This window comes from Heterorhizobium halophytocola (assembly GCF_017873095.1).
Taxonomy (GTDB): Bacteria; Pseudomonadota; Alphaproteobacteria; order Rhizobiales; family Rhizobiaceae; genus Allorhizobium; species Allorhizobium halophytocola.
On record NZ_JAGGJU010000002.1, the window covers coordinates 450,238 to 476,006 of the forward strand.

Here is a 25,769-nt window from a genome sequence, read left to right on the forward strand (position 1 = left end):
CAGCCACTTATTCCTGGAACTGTAGCGGCAGAAATAATTTCCGGCAACGATTGACAATATAGCAATGCTAGATTTAATGGCAGCGATATAAATTGTTGTAATCGGCCCGTCAGGATCTTTCGATGTCCAATATCCTATCGCTTACCGTTGGGAATGCCGCGACGCTCGCGGCCGCCGCGGCGTTTCTCCTCGGTGGAGTAATCAATGCTTCCGGCCGCAAGGCCGTCCGCGAAGAGTTCGTGCGCTACGGCTTTCCCTGGTGGTGGTGCCGGGTCACTGCCTTGCTTGAGATCCTGACGGCCATTCTGCTTGTCTTGCCGCCGACCTTCACGATCGGCCTGGTACTTGGCACCGGCATCATGCTCGCCGCGATCCTGGCCGTCGTCCGGGCGCGCGATTTCGGCCACCTGCCGCCGCCGGCGGTCTTCCTGCTTCTGCTGATGACCGCCGCCTTCTTCCAGGTCTCGTCCTAGCCGCCACGGCAGTCCGACAGTCCCAGCCATTCTCTCACCCAGTTCTAACCGCGCTGCATCGAGCAGCGAGGCGCAAAATCACGGCATAAGGAGCCAGTCATGACCGAATTCAATCCGTCCCCAGCAATCGCGATCGTCTATCACTCCGGCTACGGGCATACGCAACGCATGGCGGAGGCTGTCGCGAACGGTGCCGGGGCGGTGCTCCATGCGATCGATGCCGGTGGCAACCTTTCCGACGATGGATGGGCGGCGCTGGATGCCGCCGACGCCATCATCTTCGGTGCGCCGACCTATATGGGTGGACCGAGCTGGCAATTTAAGAAATTCGCAGATGCATCTTCCAAGCCCTGGTTTTCCGCGAAATGGCAAGACAAGGTCTTCGGCGGCTTCACCAACAGCGCCAGCCTCAATGGCGACAAGCTGAACACCCTGCAATATTTTGTCCTTCTTTCAGGACAGCATGGTGGCTTGTGGGTAAGCCTGGGTCTCAAGCCATCGAATGTGAAAGCGTCCAAGCGTGATGATGTGAATCGCATGGGATCCTATATCGGCCCGATGGCGCAATCGGACGCCGATGCCGCACCGGAGGAAATGTCGGCAGGTGATCTCGAAACGGCGCGTCTCTATGGCGCGCGCGTTGCCGGTGTCACGCGGCAATACACGTCGACACGGTGAGCAAAGGATTGTTGGTCAACCCTCGACATTAAGGCGGCCGGGGCAATCGTCGAGGCACCTTCCGGGCGTGAGCACGGAAGGTGCGATATCCCTGCAACCGGACATTTCTCCCGCCAAAGCCTCCCGTCTTGCCATCCGTCAAAAAGATGAGTATTCCAGTCAAGAACTGATCTCCACCTCCGCACACGTTGATCGCGTGTCGGCAATCTCCCCATCCACCGTGCCGGCATGGCCGGCCGCCTCTTGGAGTGCTGCCCCGTGGAGTGCGTGTTTGGCGTAGACGGAAGCGTGAGATGAATTACCAGCATTCGATGATTGGCCGCACGCAAGGCATCACCCCCGTCCGGCCCCCGACCTGGCGCGGTTTCGACGGGGTGATGAGCGTCTATTGGCATGCCACGGGGCAATCCGGGGCCAGTGCCTACTACCTCTCGCCCGATCCGCGCATCGTCATCTTCTTCAACGACGTGTCGCAGCATATCCGCATTGCCAACCGGGAGAGTGGCTTTGGTCGACAGGAGCGGCCGATGACCCGGGCAACCTATGTCCCGGCCGGCATGCCGCTGTGGACCCGGTTTTCCGGCGATCATCGCTTTTCCCATCTGGACCTGCATGTGCACCAGAACCGCTTGCTGCGCATGCTGGCGCCTTCGCTTGGACCGTCGGCCGCCCGCGCGGTGCTGCGCCGGCCGGTCGAGATCCAGGATATCGGTGCCATCGAGACGCTGGCCGGCTTGCTGGTCGAAGAGCTATCGCATCCGGCAAGGCATGCCATCTATGCCGAGAGCCTGGTCGCGGCCATCGCGTCGGCCTTGCTCGATATTCCGGCCGAAGACGACACGGCCATCGGACAGCTGACGCAATTGCAGATGGAGGCGCTTCTTGCCCGGTTCGATGCGGGCGGCGGCGAGCGCATGACGGTGGCCGAGATGGCGACGACCGTCGGCCTGTCGGAGAGCTGGTTTACCACCGTGTTCAAGCAGACCACGGGCAGGACCCCGCTGCAATGGCAGCTTGCCCGGCGCATCGATGCGGCGCAACGGCTGCTGGTCGACAGCGAGCTCAGCCTTGCCGATATCGCAGCCCAGCTCGGCTTTTCCGACCAGGCGCATCTCACCAAGGCTTTCCGGCACGTCGCCGGAGAGACGCCCGCCGCCTGGCGGCGGATGAAGCTCGGGCCTTGAGGAAAGAACCGGCACGGCGATCGCCGTGCCGGCCCGCGGGCATTACCAGGTCTGGCGGATCGTGGCGTAGATGGTGCGGCCCGGATTGTAGAAGATCGCGCCGCCGTCACTGTGGGCGAGATGCTTCTCGTCGAACAGATTGCTGACATTCAGTTCGAACTTCGTGTTCTCCCGGATCGCATAGGTATAGGCGGCGTCGAACACGATCGCACTTTGCGACTTTCCGGTATTGGCATTGTTGAAATAGTAGGAGCCGACATAGCGGGCGCCGAGCCCGAAGGTCATGTCGCCGCGCTGGCCCTCGCCCTCCAGCTTGTAGGTGCCCCAGAGCGAGGCCATGTGCCGTGGCACCTGGGAAAAGCTCTTTCCGTCATAGGCACCACCCGGCTCGACGATCTTCGAGTCGATGTAGGAATAGGCGGCGATCAGCTCGATATTGTCCGTGACCTCGGCCTTGGCTTCCAGATCGAGGCCGCGATGGTGGATCTTGTCCACGGTCGCCGGCAGATAGGTGGGGGCGTCATAGGTGGTGATGTTCTGCATCGTCAGGTCGTAGACGGACGCGGTGAACATGGCCGGGAAGGCATCCGGCCGGTATTTGATGCCGACCTCGTACTGCTTGCCGGTGGTCGGCTCGGTGCCGGTGCTCGGCGGCGCCACGGATTCGGCATAGCTTGCATAGGCTGCGAGTTCTTCGGTGATCTTGTAGCTGAGGCCGAGCCGCTTGGACAATTCGCTATAGTCGCCGCGGGCGGTGGTGCCGGCGACCCGGTCGGTCTCATCGAGATCGAGCCAGTCGTTGCGAAGCCCGATGCTTGCCGTCAACCGGTCGAAAAAGGTGAGGTCCTGCTGAACATAGATCGCCTTCGTCTTCTGGTCCTTTGCCGTGCTGGACAACAAGGGCAGGTCGGGGAGCGGGCCGGAATAGACGGGGTTTTCCCAGTCGATCGGCGTGGTCAGACCGGGCCAGTATCCCGGATAGGGCGAGGAACTGTCGTAATAGGTGGCATCCGTCGTCTTCACCGCATTGTATTCGACGCCGCCCAGGGTCCGGCTTTCGACATTGTCGAAACGGGTCTCGTAGAGCAGATGCGCATCGATGGCGAACTGCTCGTTCGAGGTGTCGCTGGCGAAGAAGTCACGGTTCACCGAGGTGTCGGACGGATCGTTGGCGCCAAGGGCATCGTTGATATAGGCATAGCCGAACGCGGAATTGGACTTGCTGTAGCGGCCGCTTGCGTTGAATTTCAGCCCGTCGCCGAAATCGTGGTCGAACAGCAGGCTATAGGTGTTCCGGTTCGTGTCGTTGTAGTTGAAGTCCGGCTCGCCAAAGAAGCTGTCGCGGTCGAGATCCGTCCCGATCGGGTAGCCACCATTGCTCGGCGTGCCGTCCTTGTCGAGATGATCGAAGACGAAGGACAGACTGGTGGTGTCATCAGGCCGCCAGGTCAGGCCGCCCATGATGAAGTTCTCGTCGTCCTGCGAATAGTCGTATTCCGCATCCGACCGCTGGATCTTGCCCGTGAGGCGGTAGGACAGGGTGTCGTCGGCGGTGATGTTGTCGCCGAAGTCGAAGCCGGCCTCCTTGTGATCATAGGAGCCGCCGGTGGCGTAGACTTCGCCAAACCGTCCGGTCTTGGGCGTCTTCGTCACGTAGTTCACGGCGCCGCCCGGATCGGATACGCCGAAACCCGTGGAGCTCGCGCCTTTCAGGATATCGACGCGATCGAAGGCATACGGCTCTTCCAGCACGCCGCCCCAGCTTCTGCCGAGGGCAAGGCCGTCGCGATAGGTATAGGGATAGAAGCCGCGGATCTTGAAATAGTCATAGCGGTCGTCGGAGCCGTAGAAATCGGTCACGACGCCCGCCGTGTACTGCACCACCTGCTCTATGCTGTCGGCATGGCGCTCCTGGATTTCCTTCGAGGTGACGACGGAGACGGCGGCCGGTGTGACGAGAATATCGCCCGGGATCTTGCCGGCACCCGCCGACGTTGTGGCGACGATGGTCTTGGAACTGTCCTGCGCGGCGGCGTCCTGCACCTTGATCGTGTCCAGCACGGTCGTGTCGCCGGAACCGCCCGCCTCCTGTGCCAGAAGCGCGCCCGGCATGAAGGCCGCCAGTGCCGTGCATCCCAAAAGCATGGTCCTGAAGGGACCGATAAGTGTCCGCCTGCCGTCAACCCGGCATCCCTGCCTGCTCATGATCAAAAGTCCAAACCTCAAAAATATGCCCCGGCCGGAAAAGGCCCGGGCGACCGACGAAACACTGTGCGGGAGACGATCACGCGTGCAGGCAAGCCTGCCGCACCCCCGGCCACGTCGCCCGAAATTCCCCTCTGGCAAACGGGCGGGCCTGCGAAATGGACATCCCCTTCGCAGGCCTTATAACTTGAGTGTAATTATCCGGTATTGTAAATTTCCAACCTTTTGTACAAAGGACCGGAAAGTTCGGGCGGGATGTCGGCAAATTTTGGCAAATCGCGCGCGGCATGCCAGGTCGGTCGGCAATCTGGAGAGGACGGGATGCGGAAGGGCTTGGCGACGCGGGGCGGCTGCGCCTGCAGTAGAGCGGCACACTCAGTGCCGGGCGACCCGATACGCACCGGGCCGGAGCCCTTCAGATATCGTTCTTCTTCACATTGCGCAGGATCTTCTGCAGCGTCGTGACGAAGGCGCGGTGTTCGTCCTCGTCGATGCCGTCGAACATCTGCAGCAGGAAACCGTACATGGTGGGCCAGGCCGCGTCGAAGGCCAGGCGGCCCTCTTCGGTGATCGAGACATCGCGCACACGCATGTCGCCACTTCGCGGCTGGCGGCGGATATAGCCCTGTTCCTCCAGCGCATCCAGCGTGCGGCTCATCGTCGATTGCTCGGTGACGGCGAAGATCGAAAGCTCGTTGATCGTCGCCGAGGAGGTCACCGACAACACGGCCAGCGTGCGCACCTTGGCGGTCGACATGTCGAGATGTTTCAGTTCCTCGGCCAGATTGGCGTTATAGCGCGCCATCACCCGGTTCATCAGATAGGGGGCAAAGCCGTTCAGGCCGATTTCGCCAAGGCTGCGGACGATCTCCTCGCCATCGGCAGACCCTTGCAGGACCGAGCCTGAAAACCGTTCATCCATCAATACACTCCGCCTATGTCAACGAGGAGGCCAGCAGGTAGCCGGAGCCTCCGGCAAGGCCCGGACCCGGATGGGTCGAGGCGCCGATATGGTAGAGGCCCGGTATGTGGGTCCGGTGGTTAGCGGTGGTTTTGAACGGACGCCAGAGGAAAAACTGATCGAGCCCGCAAAATCCGCCATAGGGATCGCCGCCGACCAGATTCATGTTCATCGCCTCCAGATCAGCAGGCGAATAGCTGCGCCTTGCGATCACGCTGTCGTCGAAATCCTCGATCTGGGCATTCAGCATGGCATGCACGCGGTCGGCGAAGGCCTCGCGCACGGTGTCGGTCCAGCCGCCGTCTTCGGGGCAGTCGATGATACCGGCGGCATCGCCCTTGATCTGGCGCGGGGTGTCGGGAAGCTGCAGCCATAGGATTGCAGCCCCCTGCGACGCACGGCTCGGGTCGAGCGCCGTCGGCTGGCCGACGCAAACGGTCGGTTCCGCCGGCAGCAGGCCGCGTTCGGCCTCGTTGGCCGAGCGTGAAACGCCGTCGAGGCCGGGTGTCAGGTGCAGCAGCGCGACCTTGGCGAGATCTGCCCCGGCCTTCCAGCGCGGTGGCGCCTTCAGCGCATAGTGGATCTGCATGTTGCCCTTGCCGTAGCGATAGGCCTGAAGGCCCTTCTTCACCGTAGCAGGCAGGTCGGAACGCTGGTCGCCGAGCAGGCGCTGGTAAAGCTGGTGCGGCGTGACGGACGCAATGATGCCGCCGCTTGCCTGCAAATGCGTGCCATCGGCAAGCCTGACGCCGGCAGCCTTTCCGGCACCGTCGAGACATATGGTTTCGACATCGGCCCCGGTGCGGATCTCGCCGCCCTGGTCGCGGATCAGCCGCTCGAAGGCCAGAACCAGGTTCTGCGCGCCGCCCTTGACGATCGGGCAGCCGGCAAGCTCGATGGCAAAGCCGATCACCTTCAGCATCTGCGCCGAATAGCTGGATTCCGGCGAGAGGCCGCAATGCAGCACCCAGGGCGCCCAGAGCGCCTTCGCCTCCTCGGAGGCATAGGTGGTTTCCAGATAGCCGCGCGCAGGCGTAAGCGCTTCCCCGAACCAGGCCGCCAGCCCGCGCGGCCCACGCTTCCATGCCTCGCGCAAGATCTTCTTCAGCGTCGCGCCGGACCAGAGATGGCCTCCGAGCAGCGAGAAGACGAAGTCTGCGTCGCCGCCCATAGCCGCCATCTCGGCGTTGAAGGTCTCGCCTTCACCGGCGGCCTTGGCGTCGAAGCTTGCAATATTGCGCTTGCGGTCCATCGCATAGGTGAGATGCGAGCCATCGGGCCGCAGCACGCCGGTCGGCAGCTCGCTCTGGCAGAATTCCAGGCCGCGTGCCGCAAGATCTTCTCCGAGCGCCGCAAAGGCGGGCGAGGTGATGAACAGCACCATCGTGGTTGCCATCACGTCGTGCACGAAACCCGGCGCGGTGATCTCCTGCGTGCGCAGGCATCCGCCGATCGTCGCATTGCGCTCCAGCACGAGGACGCGCTTGCCCTTGCGCCCGAGTAGGGCTGCGGCGACCAGCGCATTGATGCCGCTGCCGATGATGATGTGGTCGAAATCAGCCAAGGTCGTCACCTGAAAAAAATGGCCCGGCGACAAAGCACCGGGCCAGGCAGGTTGGGATCAGACGATCAGCGCAAGCGCCCGCACCGGGGAGCCGGTGCCGCCGACGAACTTCAGCGGTGCGGCGATCAGGATCGCGCCCTTGGCCGGCAGCTGGTCGAGATTGGAAAGGCTTGCGAGACCGAATTTGTTGGCCTTGTGCATCAGGTTGTGGGCCGGGAAGGGCGGGGTCATCCCGCCGGCCGAGCCGGCATCGGTGCCGACCGTTTCCTGGCCCCAGCCGATAATGCCCTTCGACAGCAGATATTCGATCGCTTCGGCCGTCGGTCCGGGGGAATGCGGGCCGTTTTCGTCGGCATTGAGAAAGGTTTCGGTGGAGCCGTTGCGCTTGTACCAGTCGGTGCGCATCAGCACCCAGGTGCCGGCCTCGATCTCGCCGTGCTCGGCTTCCCAGTCCTTGATGCTGTCGACAGTCAGCAGGTAGTCGTGATCGGCTGCCGCTTCCTTGGAGCGGTCGATGACATTGACCGGGGCGACGAAGTTCTGCGGCTTGATCGTGTCGGTGGTGTTGCCTTCGTGATCCTTGCCGGTGATCCAGTGCGACGGCGCGTCGAAATGGGTGCCGGTGTGTTCGCCAAGCTCGATCCAGTTCCAGGCCCAGAACGGACCGTCCTGGTCATAGGCGGAGATCTTGTGCACCTTCACATTCGGCGTATTCTTGCCGAACTGCGGCGGCAAATAGAGGACCGGGGTCTCAGGCCCGAGCGGCGCGGTGATGTCGACGACCTTGACGCTTCCGGAAAGCAGGGCAGCGCCGAGGCCGCCGAGAACGGACATGTCATTCATGGTATTCCCCTTTTGTCGCCCGGAGCCGGTGCCGGCACCTCTTGCGGTCTTGATCAACCGGTCTCTTTTCGGGCATTGGGTCGAGCCTATGAAAGAAAATATGATATTGCAAGTATCCTGAGGCCCTGTTTCGAGGATTGAAACTCTGCCCGGGCGGCTGACCAGAAGCAGGGCAATTGCCTAGATACCGTGCAGGCAGTCGTTTTCTCCCCAGATTGAAAATCTCGGTCGCTGCCTCGGCTCTTGCTGCTGCAGGCCAATTATGTATGCATATAGGTATATTGGATGCGAGGAGGGGCGAATGACGTCGGCGGCAGACTGCGACGCAGTGGTAATCGGGGCCGGGCATAACGGGCTTGCGGCGGCGGTGCATCTGGCGTCGAGGGGATGGAAGGTGATCGTCGTCGAGGCCGCCGACCAGGCGGGCGGCGCGGTCAAGACGCTGGAACTGACGGAGCCCGGCTTCCGCCACGACCTTTGCGCGATGAATCTCTCGATGTTCGCAGGCTCGGCCTTTTTCGCCACCCATCGCGATGCGCTTGTCGCCGCCGGCCTGGAACTGATGCCGGCCGCCAACTGCTTTGCCAGCGTCTTTCGCGACGGCACGGCGCTCGGCGTGTCCACCGAGGTCGAAAAGACGGTGGCCGGCATCGAGCCGCTGTCGGCCGCCGATGCCGCGGCCTGGAAGGCGATGCTTGCCGACTTCGGCCGCGACGCGCCGCATATCTTTGCCCTGCTCGGCGCGCCCATGCCGTCATTCGGCACGGTGAAAGCGATCTGGAAGGCGTGGCGGGCGATCGGGCTCGATGGCCTCTATCGCCTCGCGAACCTGCTGGTCACCACGCCCCGCGACTTTCTCGACCGGCATTTCGAGGCCGAGAAGCTGAAAGTGATGATGGCGGCCTGGGGCCTGCATCTCGACTTTGCTCCGGATGTCGCCGGTGGTGCGCTGTTTCCCTATCTGGAATCGATGGCCAACCAGGCCTTCGGCATGGTGATCGGTAAGGGCGGGGCCGATACCATCATTCGGGCCATGTCCACGGTCTTGACGCAGAGTGGCGGCGAGATCCGGCTGGGTGCGCGGGTGGCGCGCATCGAGCGCGACGGATCCGGCCGGGCCGTCGGCGTGCAACTCGCCACGGGGCAGACGATCAGCGCCGGCAAGGCGGTGATCGCCAACATTCATCCGAAACTGCTGTTCGGCAATCTGCTGCCGGCGGCCGATCTGCAACCCCGTTTTGTCGAGAAGGTCGAGGCCTTCCGCCCCGGTCCCGGCGCGATGATGATCCATCTGGCGCTCGACGACGTGCCGGACTGGACGGCCGGCGCGCATCTGCGCGATTTTGCCTATGTGCATGTTGCGCCGGACATGCGGATGATGTCGAAGCTCTATGCCGAGGCGATGGACGGGCTGCTGCCGGCCGAGCCGGCGCTGGTTGTCGGCCAGCCGACCGCGGTGGATCCGAGCCGCGCGCCCGACGGCCGTCATGTGCTCTGGGTGCAGGTGCGGGTGCTGCCCTTCGATATCCGTGGCGATGCCAGGGGTGAGATCGAGGGCACGGACTGGGATGAGATCAAGGAGGCCTATGCCGACCGCGTCATCGACATCATCGAGACCTATGCGCCGGGGCTGAGGGCGAAGATCCGCGCACGCGCGGTCTATTCCCCGCTCGACCTTCAGCGCGACAATCCCAATCTCGTCGGCGGCGACAGCCTGTCGGGCTCGCATCACCTCGACCAGAATTTCCTCTTTCGCCCAGTCGCCGGGTATTCGCGCTACAGGACACCGGTGCCGGCGCTCTACATGTGTGGCGCCTCGACATGGCCGGGCGCGGGAACGGGTGCCGGATCGGGCTTTCTGCTGGGTAAAATGCTTGCCGGCCCCTGAATTATGTTGATTTATTTAGGCTTCAATTAGTTGTACTTGACGGCCGCGACATCTTCTTGCAGTCAGGAAGACTGTTGAGGAGCAATACGGTTGGCCATCGATCTCGAAATCATCGCGCACGGCGAGCAGGGTGACAGCAAGCAGGAGTTGCGGCTGTGGTTGCGGCTGCTGGCAACGACCAAGCTGGTATCCCAGGACATCCGCCGCCGCCTGCGGCTGGAATTCGGCATGACCCTGCCGCAGTTCGATCTTTTGGCGCAACTCTACCGGGAGCCGGAAGGTCTGCGGCTGGGCGAACTGTCGAAGCGCACCATGGTCACCAACGGCAACGTCACCGGCCTTGTCGAGCGGCTCGAAGTCGATGGCCTGGTGATCCGCGAAACCCCCGGCGCCGACCGTCGCGTGACCGTGGCGCGCCTGACCGATCAGGGGCGCGACAGCTTCGCCAGGATGGCGGCCGCCCATGAGGGCTGGCTGCACGACATGATGGCCGATGTCGAGCCCGCCACGATCGAGCGGCTTCTCTCCGAAATGGAGTTGCTGAAGCGCTCGGCGCAGAACCATCTGTCCGGCGGCGAGGACGAATAGGGCTGCGGCGGGCCTGATCGCGCGAAAACCTGTCCATCCCGGCCCTCAGGGCTTCAGCAGGGCCACGACCCCGGTCGACATTTCCGGCAGCAGCGCGACGATCGCCATGCCGATGATGCTCATGATCAGGAAGGGGATTGCCCCTTGCGCCACCCGTTCCAGCGGCAGGCGCGTGACATTGGCCGCGACATAGAGATTGATGCCGACCGGCGGCGTGAACAGCCCGATGGCGAGGTTGATCATCACCAGCACCCCGAACCAGACCGGGTCCCAGCCGAGATGGCTTGCCACCGGCAGGAAGATCGGCAGGCAGATGAACATGATGGTGATCGCGTCCATGAACATGCCCGCCAGCAGCAGGACCAGCATGATGACCGCGAGGATGACCCACTGGTTGTCGCTGATGCCGAGCAGGGTGTCGGAATACTGGCCGATCAGGTCGTCGACGGTGACGACCCAGCCGAACAGGCTGGCATAGGCGACCACCAGCATCACCACCGCCGACGAGGCCGCGGCTTCGCCGAGCGAATCATAAAGGCCCTTCAGCGTCAGCGTCTTGTAGAACAGGCCGCCGACGAGCAGGGCGTAGACCGTGGCGACAAGGGCGGCCTCGGTCGGCGTAAAGGCGCCGGAATAGATGCCGCCGAGAATGACGACCGGCGTCATCAGCCCCCAGAAGCTGTCGAGGAAGGCGCGCCCGAGGCGCTTGTGATAGGGCAGGCCCGCATAGGGCGGCGGCACCAGCCGGTCGAGGCTCGAGCCATCGCCGCTGCGATGCGGGATCTTGCGGGCAAAGGGCAGGGTGGCGAGCATCAGCAGACCCATGAACAGGCCGGGCACGATGGCCGCGATGAACAGGTCCGAAATCGAGGTCTCGGCGATCACGCCGTAGATGACCAGGCCGATCGAGGGCGGGATGACGATCGAAAGCGCGGCCCCGGTACAGACGAGGCCGGCTGCGAAGGCGCGCGAATAGCCGTCCTCCTCCATGCCCTTGATGATCAGCGGGCCGATGGCGGCAACCGAAGCCGGGCCGGAGCCGCTGACCGCACCCCAGAACAGGCAGACGGCGGTACCGACGACGCCCATGCCGCCCGGCAAGCCGCCGATCAGCACGCGGAAGAAGCGGATCATCCGCTCGGCGATGCCGAGGCTTCCCATCAGGGCGCCGGCAAGGATGAAGAAGGGGATGGCGAGCAGCGAATATTTGGCGATGCCGGTCGCGATCAGGTCGCCGACGAGATCGAGCCCGAAGCCGAGCACCCACATGGCGTAGAGCGCCGACAGGCCGAGCGCGAAGGCGACCGGCAGGCGCAGCACCAGCAGGATGAAGAACAGGATGAGCATCTGTGTGCCCGCGCCGATATCAGGCATGGGTCGGATCCTCCAGCGAAAGCGCACGCCAGGTGTCGAACGCATGCTGGACATAGCGCAGGGCGACGAGCAGGAATCCGAAAGGCAGGCCGATGGAATAATACCACGCCGGGATCTGCAGCGCGTAGGACTTGATACCGCTCGCGATCTGGTTCTCGACGAGCTGCCAGGTGAACCAGGCCGAGGCGACCAGCAGGAAGATCGACAGCAGGCTTGCGACGATCAGCATGACCCGGCGGCCGGCGCCCGGCATCATTTCATAGACGAGGGTGACGGCCAGATGGTCGCCCTTGCGCGCCGCGATCGCCGCGCCGAAAATCGTCAGCAGCAGGAAGCCATTCGTCAGGATCTCTTCCGACGAGGCCAGCGAATAATTGGTCGCATAGCGCACCACGACATTGACGAAGCCGAGCAGGGTCATGGCGAGGAAGATGACCGCGCAGATGATCTTTTCCGCATCGCGCAGGATGAAGGACATGGGGGATGTCTCCGGCAGTCGGTCAGGATAAGGGCCGGCCGCAAGGCGCCCGGCCCGTCGGTTGGTCTGCCTATTTGGCAGAGGCGACGGTGTCCTTGAAGGAGGCCACCAGCTCCGGGCCGACCTTGGCAGCCCAGGTGTCGAAGGCCGGTGCCGTCGCGTCGCGGAAGGCCTGCAGTTCGGCGTCGCTCGGCTCGTAGATCTCCATGCCCTTTTCCTTCAGCAGCGAGATGCCGCTATCCGTGCTCTCGCGGGTGATCTGCTTCTGGTAGGCCATGGCCTCGGTGGCCGCCTTCTGCACCTTTTCCTTGGTCGCATCGTCGAAGCTGTCCCAGCGCTTCTTGGAAATGCCGAGGAAGATCGGGTCGTAGGAATAGTGCCAGGTGGTCAGGTATTTCTGCACCTCGTAGACGCGCTGGGGAATGATCACCGCGCCGATCGGGTTTTCCTGCCCATCGACGACCCCCTGCTGCAGGGCGGTGAAGGTCTCGGTCCACTGCATCTGCTGCGGGTTGGCGCCGAGTGCATTCATCACGTCGATATACATCGGCCCGGCGACGCGCATCTTCAGGCCCTTCATGTCGTCGGGCGACTTGATCGGATGGACGTTGTTGGTGACCTCCCGGAAACCGTTTTCGCCCCAGGCCAGCACGATGATGTCGTGGCTTGCCATGATCTCCTTCATCTTCTCGCCCGGTGCGCCATCGGTGGTGGCATCGACCTGGTCGTAGTTCGAATACAGATAGGGCAGCGAGAACACCGCCATCTCGGGCACCAGCGGCGTCACGTTGATCGCCGAGGTCACGACGAAATCGAGCGCGCCACGGCTGACCATCTCGGCCTGCTTCATCTGGTCGCCGCCCGATAGCTGGGCATTGGGGAAGACGCGGACCTTCAGCTCGCCGTCGGTCGCGGCACTCAGCAATTCGTTGAACTTGTCGGCCCCCTTCTGCCAGGTGGTCGTGTCGCCTGTGTTGTGCGACAGGCGCAGGGTCTCGGCCTGCGCCCCTGCGGCAAGAGCGAAACAGGCAAGGGCCGATGACAGGGCGAGTGCGCCCAGCTTGGTGAACTTCATTCTCTTCCTCCACTCCGATCGGGCACCGGTCTCCTCCAGGTACCCCTCTCAAAATCTTATGGTCCATATCATGGATCAATTTATTTCGCAGCGAAAGCTTAAAAATGCAACTTCTTGCTTGGAACGTTGCAGAGACTTATCCATATTTACAAAAATGAACGGGAATGCTAATTTTAAGGTCCATATTGTAGACCTAACGGTATTTGATCTTGCCCATGTTGAGCGGCTCCCAGAGTACAGACCGAGCGCTTTCGCTTCTGTCCATGGTCGGCCGCCATGCCGGGCGCGGCGTACAGCTGTCGGCGCTGGTGGAGGAGAGCGGGCTGAACAAGCCGACCGTGCGGCGCCTTCTGCTGGCGCTGATCCGTGCCGGTCTCGTCGAGCAGGACGAGGAGAGCCGCCGCTATTTTCTCGGCGAGGAAAGCTATGTGCTCGGCACGCTCGCTTCGCCGCGCTTCGGCCTGGTGGAGCTTTGCCTCGACAGCCTGGCGCGACTGTCGCGCAAGACGGAGGACACGAGTTTCGTCTCGGTCCGGCGCGGGTTCTATTCGGTCTGCCTGCACCGCGAGGAGGGCACCTATCCGGTGCGCACCCACGCACTGCAGGTGGGCTTTGAGCATCCGCTCGGCGTCGGGGCCGGATCGATGGCAATGCTGGCCGCCTGTTCCGAAGCGGAGGTCGATCAGGTGATGGAGGCCAATGCGCCGGTTCTTGCCGAACGCTATCCCGGTCTGCCGGCGGCACGGGTCCGGGCCGATCTGGCGGAGACCAGGGCCAAGGGCTATTCGCTCAATCCGGGGCGCATCCTTGCCAATTCCTGGGGCATCGGGGTGGCGATCCGCCAGCCGGACGGCAAGCCCGCCGGCGCGCTCAGCATCGCGGCGATCGACAGCCGCATGCAGGAGGCCCGCCAGGTCGAGCTTGCCGGCTATCTGACGGAGGAGGCGGCCAAGGTGGAGCAGAAGCTGGCGGCGATGTTTGCAGCCCGCAGGGGAGCGGCTGCGGGGCGGTGAAATTTGCCGCATGGGTCGCGCGCCGGCGTCGCCCGACGCCTGGCCTCAGGACCGGGAGCCGAAATGCGGTGCAATTCGGCACGGACAGACAAAGACGAGGAGGAGATCGTCATGAGCAGAGCACAGATCGTCGGCTGGTCGCATTCGCAGTTCGGCCGGTCGCCGCTGGAGGACACCGAGCAGCTGATGGCCTCGGTCGTCGGCCCGGCGCTGGAGCATGCCGGGCTTGATGCCGGCGATGTCGACGGCATCTTTGTCGGGGTGATGAACAACGGCTTTTCCGCCCAGGATTTCCAGGGCGCGCTGGTGGCGATGGGCAATGCGGCACTCGCCCATGTGCCGGCGGTCCGGATGGAAAATGCCTGCGCCACCGGGTCTGCGGCGCTCTACAGCGCCATGGACTTCATCGAGGCGGGCCGGGGCCGGATCGCCCTTGTGGTCGGCGCGGAAAAGATGACGGCGACCCCGACGGCGGAGGTCGGCGACATCCTGCTCGGCGCCTCCTACCGCCGCGAGGAAGCCGATGTCGACGGCGGCTTTGCCGGCCTGTTCGGCCGCATCGCCAGCGCCTATTTCCAGCGCTACGGCGATCGCGCGGAAGAGCTGGCGATGATCGCGGCCAAGAACCACGCCAACGGCATGGCCAATCCCTACGCCCATATGCGCCGTGATTTCGGCTTCGACTTCTGCAATACGGTCTCGGACAAGAACCCTTATGTGGCGGCCCCCCTGCGACGCACCGACTGCTCACTGGTCTCGGATGGCGGAGCCGCCATCGTGCTTGCCGACGCGGAGACGGCGGCCGGTCTTTCGCGCGCCATCGGCTTTCGCGCCCGCGCCCATGCCAACGACATCCTCGCGCTCAGCCATCGGCCCGATGTGCTGGCCTTCGAGGGGGCAAGGCGGGCCTGGAGCGGTGCCCTGCAACAGGCCGGCGCCGCGCTCGACGACCTCTCGTTTGTCGAGACGCATGACTGCTTCACCATCGCCGAGCTGATCGAATACGAAGCCATGGGTCTGGCGGCCCCCGGCGAGGGCTATAAGGTCGTGCGCGAAGGCATCACAAGGAAGGACGGGCGCCTGCCGGTCAATCCTTCCGGCGGGCTGAAGTCCAAGGGGCACCCGATCGGTGCCACCGGCGTCTCCATGCATGTGATGGCCGCCATGCAGCTGATGGGCGAGGCGGGCGACATGCAGCTCGCTGATCCCACGCTTGCCGGCGTGTTCAATATGGGTGGTGCCGCCGTTGCCAATTATGTGTCGATCCTGGAGCGGGTGAAATGAGCATGACCGCACCGAAGGGCGGCACGGCACCTTGCAGCGTCCGGGTGATGAACCTTGCCAATTTCCTCACCCAGTCGGCCCGCCGCCATGGGGCCGAGATCGGTCTCGTCTGGGGCGAGAAGACCTGGAGCTGGGCCGAGATCGAGGCGCGCGTCCATGCCATGGCCTACGCGCTCTCGACCGAATTCGGCGTGGCGAAGGGGGACCGGGTGCTCGTCCAGTCCGCCAACTGCAACCAGATGCTGGAATCGATGTTCGCCTGCTTCCGGCTGGGCGCGGTCTGGGTGCCGACCAATTACCGGCAGTCGCCGACCGAAGTCGCCTATCTGGCAAAGGCGAGCGGTGCGCGCGGGATGATCTGTGGCGCCGCCTTTGCCGGCCATGCCGCCGAATGCCGCGCCGCCGCGCCGGATATCGGCTTTGTGCTGTCGATCGGCGCCTCGGACTTCGGCGAGGCGTACGACGCGGTGGTCCAGCGCCATCTGGGGCAGACCATCCGCGCTGCCGATGTCGATCGCGACGATCCGTGCTGGTTCTTCTTCACCTCGGGCACGACGGGCCGGCCGAAGGCGGCGGTGCTGACCCATGGCCAGATGGCCTTCGTCGTCAACAACCATCTCTGCGACCTGATGCCGGGCACGGGTCCGGGCGACGCCTCGATCGTGGTGGCACCGCTCAGCCACGGCGCCGGCATCCACCAGCTGATGCAGGTCGCTCACGGCGCCAAGACGGTGCTGCCGCCGGGCGAGAAGCTCGATGTCGAAACGGTCTGGCAACTCATCGAACGCTGGAAGGTGACGAACGCCTTCACCGTGCCAACCATCCTGAAAATGCTGGTCGAGCATCCCAGCGTCGAGCGCTTCGACCATTCGAGCCTGCGCTATGTTATCTATGCCGGCGCGCCGATGTACCGGGCCGACCAGAAGCGGGCGCTGGCAACCCTCGGGCCGGTGCTTGTCCAGTATTTCGGCCTTGGCGAAGTCACCGGCAACATCACCGTCCTGCCGCCGGCCTACCACCGGGCCGAAGACGGGCCGGAAGCGCGCCTCGGCACCTGCGGCTATGAGCGCACCGGCATGCAGGTCGAGATCCAGGATGGGCAGGGCAACGAAGTGTCCCCGGGCCGGACAGGGGAGATCTGCGTCATCGGGCCGGCCGTCTTTGCCGGTTATTACGACAATCCCGAGGCCAATGCCAAAGCCTTCCGCAACGGCTGGTTCCTGACCGGCGATCTCGGCCACATGGACGAAGAGGGGTTTCTCTACATCACCGGCCGGGCCTCCGACATGTATATCTCCGGCGGTTCGAACATCTATCCGCGGGAGATCGAGGAAAAGATCCTCACCCATCCCGATATCTCGGAAGTCGCGGTGCTCGGCATGCCGGATCCCGTCTGGGGGGAGGTGGGGGTCGCGGTCTGCGTTGCGCGGGCCGGGGTCGATGCTCATGCGATCGATCTGAAAGCCTGGCTCGGCGACAAGATCGCCCGCTACAAGCTGCCGAAACAGGTGGTCTTCTGGGAGGAGATGCCGAAATCGGCCTATGGCAAGATCAGCAAGAAGCTGATCCGCGAGGAATTGGCGCGGCGCGGTGACCTGGCGGATGGTGAAACGGTACAATCGGCCTGAGCCGGGACCGGAGGGAGGAACGCATGGGAGAGAATGCGACACAGAAGGCGGTGGCCATCACCGGCGGTGCCTCGGGCATCGGTCTTGCGACGGCGCGGCTGCTCATCGAACGCGGCTGGACGGTCTGGCTGCTCGACCTGAAGCAGGCTGCGCTCGACGAGGCCTGCGCCGATCTCGGTATGGACCCGGGCTTCGGCCTGGTCTGCAACGTCTCGGACGAAGCCTCGGTCGAGGCGGCGATTGCGCAACTGGGGGCGACGGGCCTTGCCGGCGTGGTCAATTCGGCAGGGATCGGCTTCGACCAGCCGGCAATGACCACCAGCGTTGCGGATTTCCGCCGCGTGCTCGACATCAACCTGATCGGCAGCTTCATCGTCTGCAAGGCGGCGGCCAGGTTCTGGACCGCGCGTGGCGAAACCGGGTCGATCGTCAACATCTCCTCGATTTCAGGGCTTTGCGGCAACAAGGGTCGGGCCGCCTATGGCGCCTCCAAAGGCGGCATCAATGTCATGACGATGATCATGGCCAACGAGCTCGGCCCGTCCGGCGTAAGGGTCAACGCGGTGGCGCCCGGTCCGATCGACACGCCGCTTGCGCGCGCCGTACATACCGATGACGTGCGCCGCCAATGGCATGACCGCGTGCCGCTGCGCCGCTATGGCCAGCCGGAAGAGGTGGCGGGCGCGGTTGCCTTCCTGCTCTCCGACGATGCGGCCTATGTGAACGGGCAGGTGCTGGCCGTTGATGGCGGTTTCGTCACCGCCGGGCTGTCGGCATGAGCATGCGCACGATCCGCCATCCCGGTCCGATAGACACCGAGCGCTACCGCGTCCAACCCTGCGGCGTCGAGCCCTTGCAACTGACGGTCAGTGCCAGGCGGCCGCTCGGCGCTGCGATCGCCGAAGCCTTTGCCTGCGAAGGCTATCGCTTCGGCTATGCCCACATGGCCTCGGTGCCGATGGTGCGGCTCGACTATGTGATACCGGCCGGCAGTCCGGACGCCACCCATGCCGCCTGGTACAGCGAGACGCACCGCCCGCCGCATGGCGGGGTGATCGAGGCGGCCGGGCTTCATCTGGGAGAACGTGACGACGAACCGTTTCTGCATGGCCATGGTCTCTGGCGGATCCCGCAGCAGGGCACCCGGATGGGACACCTGCTGCCGGCGGAGGCGCGGCTGCTGGAACCGGTGGAGATCACGGCGCTCGGGATCGCCGGGGCCGGACTGGTGGCGCGCGACGATGCGGAGACCAATTTCCGTCTGTTTTCGCCGGAGGTCTTTGTCGATGAGCGCCATGACAGCCTGTCGCGCGCCTTGCTGGCGACGATCAAGCCGAATGTCGATCTCTGCGAGACGATCGAGATCATCTGCCGGCAGGCCGGGTTTGCCGCCGCAATCGTGCATGGCATCGGCAGTCTTGTCGGTGTCGACTATGCCGATGGCCGGCATGTGCCGTCCTATGCGACCGAGGTGCTGATCCGCCGCGGCCGCGTGGTGACCGTGGACGGCGCGCCGGTCGCCACGCTCGACATCGCCGTGGTCGACATGAACGGCGACTGGACCAAAGGCGAGCTGAAACGCGGCGCCAACCCGGTCTGCGTCACCTTCGAATTGCTGATCGTCGAGATGCGCGGCGGACAAGCGGCGGCCGGCGTCTGATCAGACCCCGGCGGCATTGCCCTCGTCGCGGTCCTCCGGCACGGGAAGGGCGGCAGTCTTGCAGATCTGCCGCAGTGCCCCGCGCATACCCTCCTCCAGCGTCGGATGATAGATCGGCAGGTTCAGGAGGTCGGCGGCGGTCTGGCGGCTCTCGATCGCCCAGGCAATCAGATGCGCCATGTGTTCCGTGCCGGGCGCTGCCATGCTGGCGCCGGTGAGCAGGCCCTTCGGATCGGCATAGAGCCGCACCAGCCCGCCGGCACGACCTTCGACCCTGGCGCGGCCCTGATCGCTGTAATCGGCCTCGCCGACGATCGTGTCGTCTTCCGGCGGCTTGCCGATCATGGCGCTCGACGGTTCGGTAAAGGTGATTGCCAGCATGGTCTTGCGTTTCGACGGGGTGACCTTCGGGAAGGTCGCAGCATTATGGCCTGCAATCGCCCCCTCGGCCGAGGCTTCATGCAGCAGCGGCGCCTTCGCATTCGTGTCGCCGGCGATGAAGATCGGCGCGGCGCCGCATTGCAGTGTAGTGATGTCGAACACGGGGGTGCCGTGGTCGTCGAGATCGAGCCCGGTCGCCTCCAGACCGAGGCCGTCGAGCTTCGGCGGGCGACCGGTGGCGACCAGCACATGGCTGAAGACGGCACTGCCTTCGCTTTTGCCCGACCAACGGATCCGGGTTCCACCGGACACCTTTTCCGGCGTGATCTCGACATCGAGATGGACAGGGAATTCCTTTTCCAGAAGTGCGCGAAGGGATGTGGCGACGGCCGCGTCGCCGAGGCCGGCGATCTTTCCGCCCTCGCCGAACACCTGCACCTTGACCCCCAGCCGGGCAAAGGCCTGGGCAAGTTCCAGCCCGAGCGGCCCGGCACCGATGACCCCCAGCGAGGCGGGCAGGTCATCGAGCTCGAAGACGTTTTCATTGGTCAGCAGGTTGTCGAGATCCCGGTAGGGCTTCGGCACCATGGCAAACGAGCCGGTGGCGATGACGATCGCCCTTGCCTCGACTGCAAGACCGTCCACGTCGAGCGTGGTGCCTCCCGTGAACCGGGCCTTGCCTTTCAGCTTGCTGTCTGCGGGAAGCGCGTCGAACGTCTCCAGGATCGAGGAGACGAAATCGTCGCGCAGGCGACGGACCCGCTGCATCACGGCCTTGCCGTCAATGCGGACGGGTCCGGCGCTGATGCCGAACCGGTCGGCCTCGCGGATCCCTTGCGCGGCCTTGGCCGCTGCAATCAGCAGCTTGGAGGGCATGCAGCCGACGGTGGCGCAGGTGGTGCCGGCAAAGCGGTCGTCGATCAGCAATGTGCGGGCGCCGGCGCGCCGCGCGCTGCGCTCGGCGGCAAGTCCCGCAGTGCCCGCGCCGATGATGGCAATCTCTGTTTTCCGTTCGGCCACTGTCCCTGCTCCTTCACGCAAATGCACAAGGCTTGAGGAACAGCCGGGCCGCCCCATTCGTTCCGACCCCATGTGTTTTTACAAGCGGAGATGAACATGACAGTTGCGCAAAGGCGCAGAGCCGCAGGCCGGACGGATGCCAAGGCGGATGCCGAAACCGTCCCCTCGCTCGAAAAAGGCAGCGATGCCCCGACCGGAGCGGTTGCCCGGAACGAGGAAACCGAGGGTGCGACCGGTGCCCTGGAGGGTGCCGAGCCGCCACCTTTCCTGGAGAAACCGGGCGCCGGCAAGGAAAATGGAGACAAGGCCTGATGAATCACAGAAAACCCCGACTTGTCGGTCTCAACCATGTCGCGCTCGAAGTGGGCGACGTCGAGCAGGCGCTCGATTTCTATGGCAGCATCTTCACCTTCGACCTGCGCGGCACCCATCGCGGCGAGGATGACAGGCTGGAAATGGCCTTCATCGATCTCGGTGACCAGTTCTTGGCGCTGAGTGCCGGCGGTGATCCGAAGCCGGATGGCGGGCGGCATTTCGGCCTGGTGGTCGACGACCGCAGCGCCGTCGAGGCGCTGGCACGGGCGGCCGGCGCAGACGTGCTCGACGGTCGCTTCCTCGATTTTCTCGACCCCTGGGGCAATCGAATCGAGGTGGTCGAATATCGCGACCTGCAATACAGCAAGACCCCGGAAGTGCTGTCTGCCATGGGCCTCGATCTCGACAAGAGCCCGGCTGCAATGGACGAGCTTCGCCTGAAGAAGATGGCGTGACGAGGCGGGCGTGATCGGCGAGCGACCTTTGCCCGAGCCGTGATTACCTACCCGGCCACGCCTGTTTTGCAACGATCCTGGCTCATTCGGCGCAAGCCTCTTGCCTGCGGGATGGAATTCTGTTTCAGCATTTCCCATGGATCAACGTTCACCGGCCCAGAACCCGAAGACTGCGCCGCCTCCGGCGAAGGTGCTGAAGGTCGGCTTCGTGCTGGCGCGCAGCTTCACGCTGAGCGCGTTTTCGCTGTTCGTCGATGCGCTGCGGCTCGGCAGCGACGAGGCCGACCGTTCCAGGCGCATTCACTGCGACTGGGAAGTCCTGAGCTCCAGCCGGCATCTGCTGACGTCCAGCTGCGGCATCCAGCTGTCGCCGACGGCCTCGCTGAAGCCGCCGCAGGAATTCAGCTATATCGCGGTGATCGGCGGCCGGCTGAATGTCGAGGAGCCGATCGACCGCGAGACGATCGCCTATCTGCACAAGGCGGTGGAGGCGGGCGTTCCGGTGATCGGGGTCTGCACCGGCAGTTTCATCCTGGCCGACAACGGGCTGCTCGAAGACCGGCTGGCCTGCGTCAGCTGGCTGCATTACCGCGAATTCCTTGAGCGCTTTCCCGACAACAAGGCGACCTCGCACAGCATTTTCGTCGAGGATGGCAATATCATCACCTGCGCGGGCGGCAGCAGCGTGGCCGATCTCGCCGCCTTTCTGATCCGTCGCCATGTCGGGCCGGCCGCCGAGCGCAACGCCCTGGAGATCCTGCAGATCATCCGCCGGCGCGACGCGACCGAGGTGCAGCCGCGCAATCCGCTGGCGAGCGGCAGCTATCATGACAAGCGTATCGGCGCCGCCCTGCTGTTGATGGAGCAGCATGTCGAGAATGTCCTGAGCGTCGAAAAGATCGCCCGGCGCATCGGTGTCTCGCGGAGGCAGCTGGAACGCATCTTCCTCACCGAGCTCAACCTGTCGCCGGCCGTTGCCTATCAGCGCATCCGGCTGGAAGAGGCCATGCGGCTGGTGACCGGAACCGACCGGCCGCTGATCGAGATCGCGCTCGAAACCGGGTTCGAGAACACCTCGCATTTCAACCGGCGCTTCAAGAAGGCGTTTTCGGTAACCCCCAATGCGCTGCGACGACAGAATCGCTCGGCGGTCAAGGGTTGACGGCTGTCAACTGCTGCGATGCAGATTCAAGACTCTATGTTATGACATTGATAATAATACGAAAAATGCGATGAACTCAATTTCGGTTAATTTGAGTCATCATCCAATCTCGTGCACCCTGACATCATCGCCGCAAACCTGTCTGGCAATCTCCACCACATGCCGGTGATGGGTCAGATAGATCGCCTGGCCGGTGGCGCCGATGCGGGCCATCAGGTGACAGGCAGCGCGGGTGCGTTCCTCGTCGAAGGTCTCGAAAATGTCGTCGCAGAAGAAGGGCAATACATGGCCTGAGGCCGCCATCTGTTCGTAGGCCGCCGCACGCAGGGCCAGATAGAGCTGGAACCGTGTGCCCTTCGACATGTCCTGCGCACGCTTCGGTGTACCCTCGGCCGAGAGCGCCATCAGCACCTCGGCATTGCCCTCCGGCTGGGTGCGCAGTTTCGTATAGGCACCGTTCGTCAGGTCGGCAAAGGCCTTTTCGGTCGCTTCCAGCATGCCGCTCCGGTGGCGGTCGCGGTAGCGGCGGATCGCCTCTTCCGCCAGCTGGTGGCCGAAGCGCAGCTCGAGATAGGAGAGTATGGTCTCCTGCATTTCGAGTTCGATTGTGCGGCGGCGCTCGACCAGCACTGCCACATCCGCATCGCCGGTGACGGCCCGCAACCCGCTTTCGGCCTCGGCGCGGCGGGCAATGGCCTGGCGATAGCGCTCCTCGAATTCCTGCAGATCCCGCTCGATCGCATCCAGCCGGGCCGCGACATCTAGGAGGGTGTAATCGGCCAGCAGGACCCTGACGGCCTCCAAATCCTTGACCGAGAGGCGGACAAGCAGGTCCCCCGTCATTTCGGCAAGGCGCCGACGGCTGTCGATCACGCGGGCTGACGTCGAGACCGCCTGACGCAGGTCCTCAAGGGTATCTGTCGGGATGGCCGGGTCGAAGGCCTGCCCGAGCGCGGCGATCTGGTGGGCGATCTCCTCCAGCAGCTGGCGGGCCTGTTCCAGTTTTTGCCTGTTGTCCTCGATGACGCCGCTCAGGCGCCGGGCCTCGTCATCGGCCTTTTTCGCATGCTCTGCGGCGGCTGCCAGCCTTGCATAGGCCTCGGAAACATCGTCGGGGACCGGCAGGCCGAAGCGGGTGGAGAGTATCGCCAGCTGCTCGGCAAAGCTTGCCTGGTCCTGTGCCATGGCGTCGACCTGGCGTTCGGCCTGTTTGCGGCCGAGCTCGATCTCGCGCAGCTGGCGCAAGGGATCCAGGGAGGGGAGCAGGGTTTCGGGCGCAAGGCCGGGCGGCAGGAGGTCGGCGATCAGGCGCGCCCATTCGGTCGCAGCATGATCGCGCGCCGCCGACATCCGGTCGAGGGCTGCCTCGCGCCGCTCTGCCTCGGCCTGCAGATCGGCCAGCCGGGAGAGCGCCTTTTCCCGGATCTCCAGCCGCGCCCGGTGGTCGCGCACCCGCTCCTGGCCGAGAGCATAGAGCGTGTCGAAATCCTCATGGGCGACGTTCAGCAGTGTCTTCAGCTGCGCGCCATGGCGCGCCGCGGTGTCCAGCACCGGCCTGCGATCGTCAAGGGCAAGGTCCAGTTCCGACTTCGCCTTGGCCGCGGCATCGCATTGGCGCAGCCAGTCGACATAGCTTTCCAGCGACAGATCGACGGTCAGCCCGGACCCCTGCAATGCCTTTTCCGCCTGCGTCTGCAGGCGGGCAAGCGCTGCCGTCAGCTTTTCCAGCCGGCTCTCCGCTTCGGCGAGTTTTGCCGTCCGGTCGAGCGCGTCCTGTTCGAGCTGGCGCAGCTGGCCGACAGCCTCGGCGCCGAGCAGCCGGCGCTCGAACATGCCGTCCAGCGTCTGCATGGCGGTCTCGAAGGGAAGCGCGCTCTCGGCGGACAGCGTCTGCCGGTGCTCGGCCCAGAGCCGGTCGCGGTCCGCCCGCGCGGTGCGGCTTTCGCTGTCGGAGACCAGCTGGTGGGCGGCCTTCAACGCCTCGATCTGTGTGGAGATCCGGGCCAGCTGGCGCTTCAGCTGGTCGCGTTCGTCAAGCAACTGGTCGTGTTCGGTGCGCGTTTCGGCGATGTCGCGGCCGAGTGTTTCGGCCTCGCGTACCGTCAGCTGCCCGATCGGCACCCCGTCGAAGGCCTGCCCCTTGACTGTCAGCGCCTTCAGGCTTGCAAGATAGGCGTGTCGCGCCGTCTTTACCGCATTGGCGGCGACCGCATGGTCCTCCACCAGTTTCGGTCCGACCTGGCTATGCCAGAAGGTGGCAAGGTCCTGGTCGGGCAGGGTTGCAGCCTCGGCCTTGTCGGCAGCCATTCTGGCCTCCTGCAGGCGGTCCGAGAGACCGGCCTGTTCCAACTGCTCGCGGGCCAGCGCCTTTTGCGCGTCGAGCAGGGCCTCGCGCGCCGTCTCGAGCCTTGCCAGATCCGGCTGGGCCAGAACCAGCAGGGTCGATGACACCTCACCCTCCAGGCCAAGGGAGGCTGCGACGGCCGTCATGTCGGAGACGGCCTCTGCCAGTACCCGGCGCCGCTTGGGCAGATCGACCTCGGCGGTGACGAAGCGGCTATTGAGTTCGCCGAGCGGTGCCAGGGCAGGGCCAAGCGGCAGGCGTTCCGGTGCAAGCGTGATCGCGCCCAGTTCGCGCTCCTGCGCCGCGATGTCGGCGCTCAATTGCTCGATCCGCGCGCGGTGCGTTTCCCGGTCGGCCAGCATCCGCACCAGCAGGTCCGGATGGATGTCGAGGCGCTCGGGATAGTGCGCGACCGGTGCGAGTTCGTCCGCCAGCCTGTCGATCCGGTCAAGCATCGGCAAGGCGTCATGGATCGCCTGCAGCTGCGTCTTCTCGGCAAAGGCGGATTTGCGCGCCTCGGTTGCCCGCATTTCCTCGGCCTTGGCCTCGTCCAGCGCCGTCTTCAGCTTGCGATAGGCCGAAGCCGGAACGTCGAGCGCCTTGATCTGCGCGGAGGTTTCGTCCAGTTCCTTCTTCAGGCTGGCAAAATGGGCCTTGGAGCTGCCCTTCAGATAGAGCGCACGGGCCTGCTCTTCCACGGTCGCCAGACGCTCGGAAAGATCGTTGACGCCGGCGGCCGCGGAAAACAGCAGGCGACCGATATCGCCCTTCGAGCTTGCGATCTCCTCGCCGCCGCGCTCGATCGTCTCGTCGTCGAGGCAAAGCAGCTTGCGGTAATCCTCCTGGCCGAGGCCGGCCAGCGAACCCTGAAGGGCGGTCTCGGGCAGGGGATGGCCATTGGCGTCGATCAGCGAGCCGGCCCGTGTCGGCAGGCGGGCAAAAAAGGTCTCCTCGCCGTTGAGATCGATCACGCCGGAGACGCGCAGATTCTTGCGCTGGTGCTGGAAATCATAGGGCTCGCGGTGTTCGAAACCGTAGAGCAGCCGCAGGAAGCCTTCCATCGTCGTCGTCTTGCCGGCCTCGTTCGGGCCATAGACGATGTGGAAATCGGGGATGCCCGGCCGGGCCTCGCCGAAGTCGAGGGCCTTGTCGGTGAAATGGCCGAAATAGTCGAGGTTGAGCTTGCGAAGACGCAC

22 protein-coding genes are annotated in these 25,769 nt (G+C 64.3%); 13 read left to right on the top strand and 9 right to left on the bottom strand.

Going from position 1 to position 25,769, the window contains the following annotated elements:
• Positions 1 to 122 precede the first annotated feature (122 nt).
• The 3 genes from J2Z17_RS05255 to J2Z17_RS05265 all read left to right on the top strand — a co-directional run bounded on the left by J2Z17_RS05255 (position 123) and on the right by J2Z17_RS05265 (position 2,335).
• Entirely contained in the window at positions 123 to 473 is a 351-nt protein-coding gene (locus J2Z17_RS05255; protein WP_209942856.1) for a DoxX family protein, read from the top strand.
• Positions 474 to 572: 99 nt separating this feature from the next.
• Positions 573 to 1,151: a flavodoxin family protein gene (locus tag J2Z17_RS05260; RefSeq protein WP_209942857.1), complete on the top strand. Its 579-nt coding sequence runs from the start codon at positions 573 to 575 to the stop codon at positions 1,149 to 1,151.
• Positions 1,152 to 1,444: 293 nt separating this feature from the next.
• Positions 1,445 to 2,335 carry a helix-turn-helix domain-containing protein gene (locus tag J2Z17_RS05265; RefSeq protein ID WP_209942858.1) on the top strand — a complete coding sequence of 297 codons (891 nt, stop codon included), beginning with the start codon at positions 1,445 to 1,447 and terminating at the stop codon, positions 2,333 to 2,335.
• 42 nt (positions 2,336 to 2,377) lie between these two features.
• On the opposite strand, the gene J2Z17_RS05270 is transcribed toward J2Z17_RS05265, so the two are convergent.
• The 4 genes from J2Z17_RS05270 to J2Z17_RS05285 form a co-directional block, all read right to left on the bottom strand.
• Entirely contained in the window at positions 2,378 to 4,480 is a 2,103-nt protein-coding gene (locus J2Z17_RS05270; protein ID WP_245223875.1) for a TonB-dependent siderophore receptor, read from the bottom strand.
• Positions 4,481 to 4,955: 475 nt separating this feature from the next.
• Positions 4,956 to 5,462, bottom strand: a complete 507-nt coding sequence (locus tag J2Z17_RS05275; protein ID WP_209942859.1) for a MarR family winged helix-turn-helix transcriptional regulator — start codon at positions 5,460 to 5,462, stop codon at positions 4,956 to 4,958.
• Positions 5,463 to 5,475: 13 nt separating this feature from the next.
• Positions 5,476 to 7,065: a phytoene desaturase family protein gene (locus tag J2Z17_RS05280; protein ID WP_209942860.1), complete on the bottom strand. Its 1,590-nt coding sequence runs from the start codon at positions 7,063 to 7,065 to the stop codon at positions 5,476 to 5,478.
• Between the two features lie 57 nt (positions 7,066 to 7,122).
• On the bottom strand, positions 7,123 to 7,908 hold the full coding sequence (locus J2Z17_RS05285; RefSeq protein ID WP_209942862.1) for a cyclase family protein: 786 nt from the start codon (positions 7,906 to 7,908) through the stop codon (positions 7,123 to 7,125).
• A 301-nt stretch (positions 7,909 to 8,209) separates the two neighbouring features.
• Here J2Z17_RS05285 and J2Z17_RS05290 point away from each other — a divergent pair, with 301 nt between their 5' ends.
• Positions 8,210 to 9,796 carry a phytoene desaturase family protein gene (locus tag J2Z17_RS05290; protein ID WP_209942864.1) on the top strand — a complete coding sequence of 529 codons (1,587 nt, stop codon included), beginning with the start codon at positions 8,210 to 8,212 and terminating at the stop codon, positions 9,794 to 9,796.
• A gap of 96 nt (positions 9,797 to 9,892) precedes the next feature.
• A complete protein-coding gene (locus J2Z17_RS05295) occupies positions 9,893 to 10,384 on the top strand; it encodes a MarR family winged helix-turn-helix transcriptional regulator (RefSeq protein ID WP_377300001.1) in 492 nt (163 codons plus the stop codon).
• 45 nt (positions 10,385 to 10,429) lie between these two features.
• On the opposite strand, the gene J2Z17_RS05300 is transcribed toward J2Z17_RS05295, so the two are convergent.
• The 3 genes from J2Z17_RS05300 to J2Z17_RS05310 form a co-directional block, all read right to left on the bottom strand.
• A complete protein-coding gene (locus J2Z17_RS05300) occupies positions 10,430 to 11,758 on the bottom strand; it encodes a TRAP transporter large permease (protein WP_209942866.1) in 1,329 nt (442 codons plus the stop codon).
• Complete coding sequence (locus J2Z17_RS05305) at positions 11,751 to 12,236, bottom strand: TRAP transporter small permease (RefSeq protein ID WP_209942868.1); 486 nt, start codon at positions 12,234 to 12,236, stop codon at positions 11,751 to 11,753. The genes J2Z17_RS05300 and J2Z17_RS05305 overlap by 8 nt, the downstream gene beginning before the upstream one ends.
• Before the next feature lie 70 nt (positions 12,237 to 12,306).
• A complete protein-coding gene (locus J2Z17_RS05310; RefSeq protein ID WP_209942870.1) occupies positions 12,307 to 13,311 on the bottom strand; it encodes a DctP family TRAP transporter solute-binding subunit in 1,005 nt (334 codons plus the stop codon).
• A gap of 215 nt (positions 13,312 to 13,526) precedes the next feature.
• Here J2Z17_RS05310 and J2Z17_RS05315 point away from each other — a divergent pair, with 215 nt between their 5' ends.
• The 5 genes from J2Z17_RS05315 to J2Z17_RS05335 all read left to right on the top strand — a co-directional run bounded on the left by J2Z17_RS05315 (position 13,527) and on the right by J2Z17_RS05335 (position 18,896).
• Positions 13,527 to 14,324: an IclR family transcriptional regulator gene (locus tag J2Z17_RS05315; protein ID WP_209942998.1), complete on the top strand. Its 798-nt coding sequence runs from the start codon at positions 13,527 to 13,529 to the stop codon at positions 14,322 to 14,324.
• A 111-nt stretch (positions 14,325 to 14,435) separates the two neighbouring features.
• The gene (locus tag J2Z17_RS05320; RefSeq protein WP_209942872.1) at positions 14,436 to 15,608 is read left to right on the top strand and encodes an acetyl-CoA acetyltransferase; all 1,173 of its coding nucleotides are present in this window, start codon (positions 14,436 to 14,438) and stop codon (positions 15,606 to 15,608) included.
• Positions 15,605 to 17,236 (top strand): acyl-CoA synthetase, encoded by a 1,632-nt coding sequence (locus J2Z17_RS05325; RefSeq protein ID WP_209942874.1) that lies wholly within the window; start codon positions 15,605 to 15,607, stop codon positions 17,234 to 17,236. The genes J2Z17_RS05320 and J2Z17_RS05325 overlap by 4 nt, the downstream gene beginning before the upstream one ends.
• A gap of 23 nt (positions 17,237 to 17,259) precedes the next feature.
• Positions 17,260 to 18,015 carry an SDR family NAD(P)-dependent oxidoreductase gene (locus J2Z17_RS05330; RefSeq protein WP_209942876.1) on the top strand — a complete coding sequence of 252 codons (756 nt, stop codon included), beginning with the start codon at positions 17,260 to 17,262 and terminating at the stop codon, positions 18,013 to 18,015.
• Positions 18,012 to 18,896, top strand: coding sequence for a PCC domain-containing protein (locus tag J2Z17_RS05335; protein WP_209942878.1), 885 nt, complete (start codon positions 18,012 to 18,014; stop codon positions 18,894 to 18,896). The genes J2Z17_RS05330 and J2Z17_RS05335 overlap by 4 nt, the downstream gene beginning before the upstream one ends.
• Here J2Z17_RS05335 and J2Z17_RS05340 read toward each other — a convergent pair whose 3' ends face one another.
• The gene (locus J2Z17_RS05340) at positions 18,897 to 20,297 is read right to left on the bottom strand and encodes a dihydrolipoyl dehydrogenase (protein ID WP_342454373.1); all 1,401 of its coding nucleotides are present in this window, start codon (positions 20,295 to 20,297) and stop codon (positions 18,897 to 18,899) included.
• 96 nt (positions 20,298 to 20,393) lie between these two features.
• On the opposite strand from J2Z17_RS05340, the gene J2Z17_RS05345 reads away from it, so the two are divergent.
• From J2Z17_RS05345 to J2Z17_RS05355, 3 genes are all read left to right on the top strand, one after another.
• The gene (locus J2Z17_RS05345) at positions 20,394 to 20,609 is read left to right on the top strand and encodes a hypothetical protein (protein ID WP_209943002.1); all 216 of its coding nucleotides are present in this window, start codon (positions 20,394 to 20,396) and stop codon (positions 20,607 to 20,609) included.
• A complete protein-coding gene (locus tag J2Z17_RS05350) occupies positions 20,609 to 21,067 on the top strand; it encodes a VOC family protein (RefSeq protein WP_245223877.1) in 459 nt (152 codons plus the stop codon). Before J2Z17_RS05345 ends, J2Z17_RS05350 begins: the two co-directional genes overlap by 1 nt.
• Positions 21,068 to 21,203: 136 nt before the next feature.
• Positions 21,204 to 22,229: a GlxA family transcriptional regulator gene (locus J2Z17_RS05355; protein ID WP_209942880.1), complete on the top strand. Its 1,026-nt coding sequence runs from the start codon at positions 21,204 to 21,206 to the stop codon at positions 22,227 to 22,229.
• 99 nt (positions 22,230 to 22,328) lie between these two features.
• On the opposite strand, the gene J2Z17_RS05360 is transcribed toward J2Z17_RS05355, so the two are convergent.
• Positions 22,329 to 25,769: an ATP-binding protein gene (locus J2Z17_RS05360; RefSeq protein ID WP_209942881.1), complete on the bottom strand. Its 3,441-nt coding sequence runs from the start codon at positions 25,767 to 25,769 to the stop codon at positions 22,329 to 22,331.

Coding starts and splice junctions, on each gene's coding strand:
- J2Z17_RS05255 (WP_209942856.1), top strand. CDS start 123: ATGTCCAATATCCTATCGCTTACCGTTGGGAATGCCGCGACGCTCGCG.
- J2Z17_RS05260 (WP_209942857.1), top strand. CDS start 573: ATGACCGAATTCAATCCGTCCCCAGCAATCGCGATCGTCTATCACTCC.
- J2Z17_RS05265 (WP_209942858.1), top strand. CDS start 1,445: ATGAATTACCAGCATTCGATGATTGGCCGCACGCAAGGCATCACCCCC.
- J2Z17_RS05270 (WP_245223875.1), bottom strand. CDS start 4,480: ATGCTTTTGGGATGCACGGCACTGGCGGCCTTCATGCCGGGCGCGCTT.
- J2Z17_RS05275 (WP_209942859.1), bottom strand. CDS start 5,462: ATGGATGAACGGTTTTCAGGCTCGGTCCTGCAAGGGTCTGCCGATGGC.
- J2Z17_RS05285 (WP_209942862.1), bottom strand. CDS start 7,908: ATGAATGACATGTCCGTTCTCGGCGGCCTCGGCGCTGCCCTGCTTTCC.
- J2Z17_RS05290 (WP_209942864.1), top strand. CDS start 8,210: ATGACGTCGGCGGCAGACTGCGACGCAGTGGTAATCGGGGCCGGGCAT.
- J2Z17_RS05300 (WP_209942866.1), bottom strand. CDS start 11,758: ATGCCTGATATCGGCGCGGGCACACAGATGCTCATCCTGTTCTTCATC.
- J2Z17_RS05305 (WP_209942868.1), bottom strand. CDS start 12,236: ATGTCCTTCATCCTGCGCGATGCGGAAAAGATCATCTGCGCGGTCATC.
- J2Z17_RS05310 (WP_209942870.1), bottom strand. CDS start 13,311: ATGAAGTTCACCAAGCTGGGCGCACTCGCCCTGTCATCGGCCCTTGCC.
- J2Z17_RS05315 (WP_209942998.1), top strand. CDS start 13,527: ATGTTGAGCGGCTCCCAGAGTACAGACCGAGCGCTTTCGCTTCTGTCC.
- J2Z17_RS05320 (WP_209942872.1), top strand. CDS start 14,436: ATGAGCAGAGCACAGATCGTCGGCTGGTCGCATTCGCAGTTCGGCCGG.
- J2Z17_RS05325 (WP_209942874.1), top strand. CDS start 15,605: ATGAGCATGACCGCACCGAAGGGCGGCACGGCACCTTGCAGCGTCCGG.
- J2Z17_RS05330 (WP_209942876.1), top strand. CDS start 17,260: ATGGGAGAGAATGCGACACAGAAGGCGGTGGCCATCACCGGCGGTGCC.
- J2Z17_RS05335 (WP_209942878.1), top strand. CDS start 18,012: ATGAGCATGCGCACGATCCGCCATCCCGGTCCGATAGACACCGAGCGC.
- J2Z17_RS05345 (WP_209943002.1), top strand. CDS start 20,394: ATGACAGTTGCGCAAAGGCGCAGAGCCGCAGGCCGGACGGATGCCAAG.
- J2Z17_RS05350 (WP_245223877.1), top strand. CDS start 20,609: ATGAATCACAGAAAACCCCGACTTGTCGGTCTCAACCATGTCGCGCTC.
- J2Z17_RS05355 (WP_209942880.1), top strand. CDS start 21,204: ATGGATCAACGTTCACCGGCCCAGAACCCGAAGACTGCGCCGCCTCCG.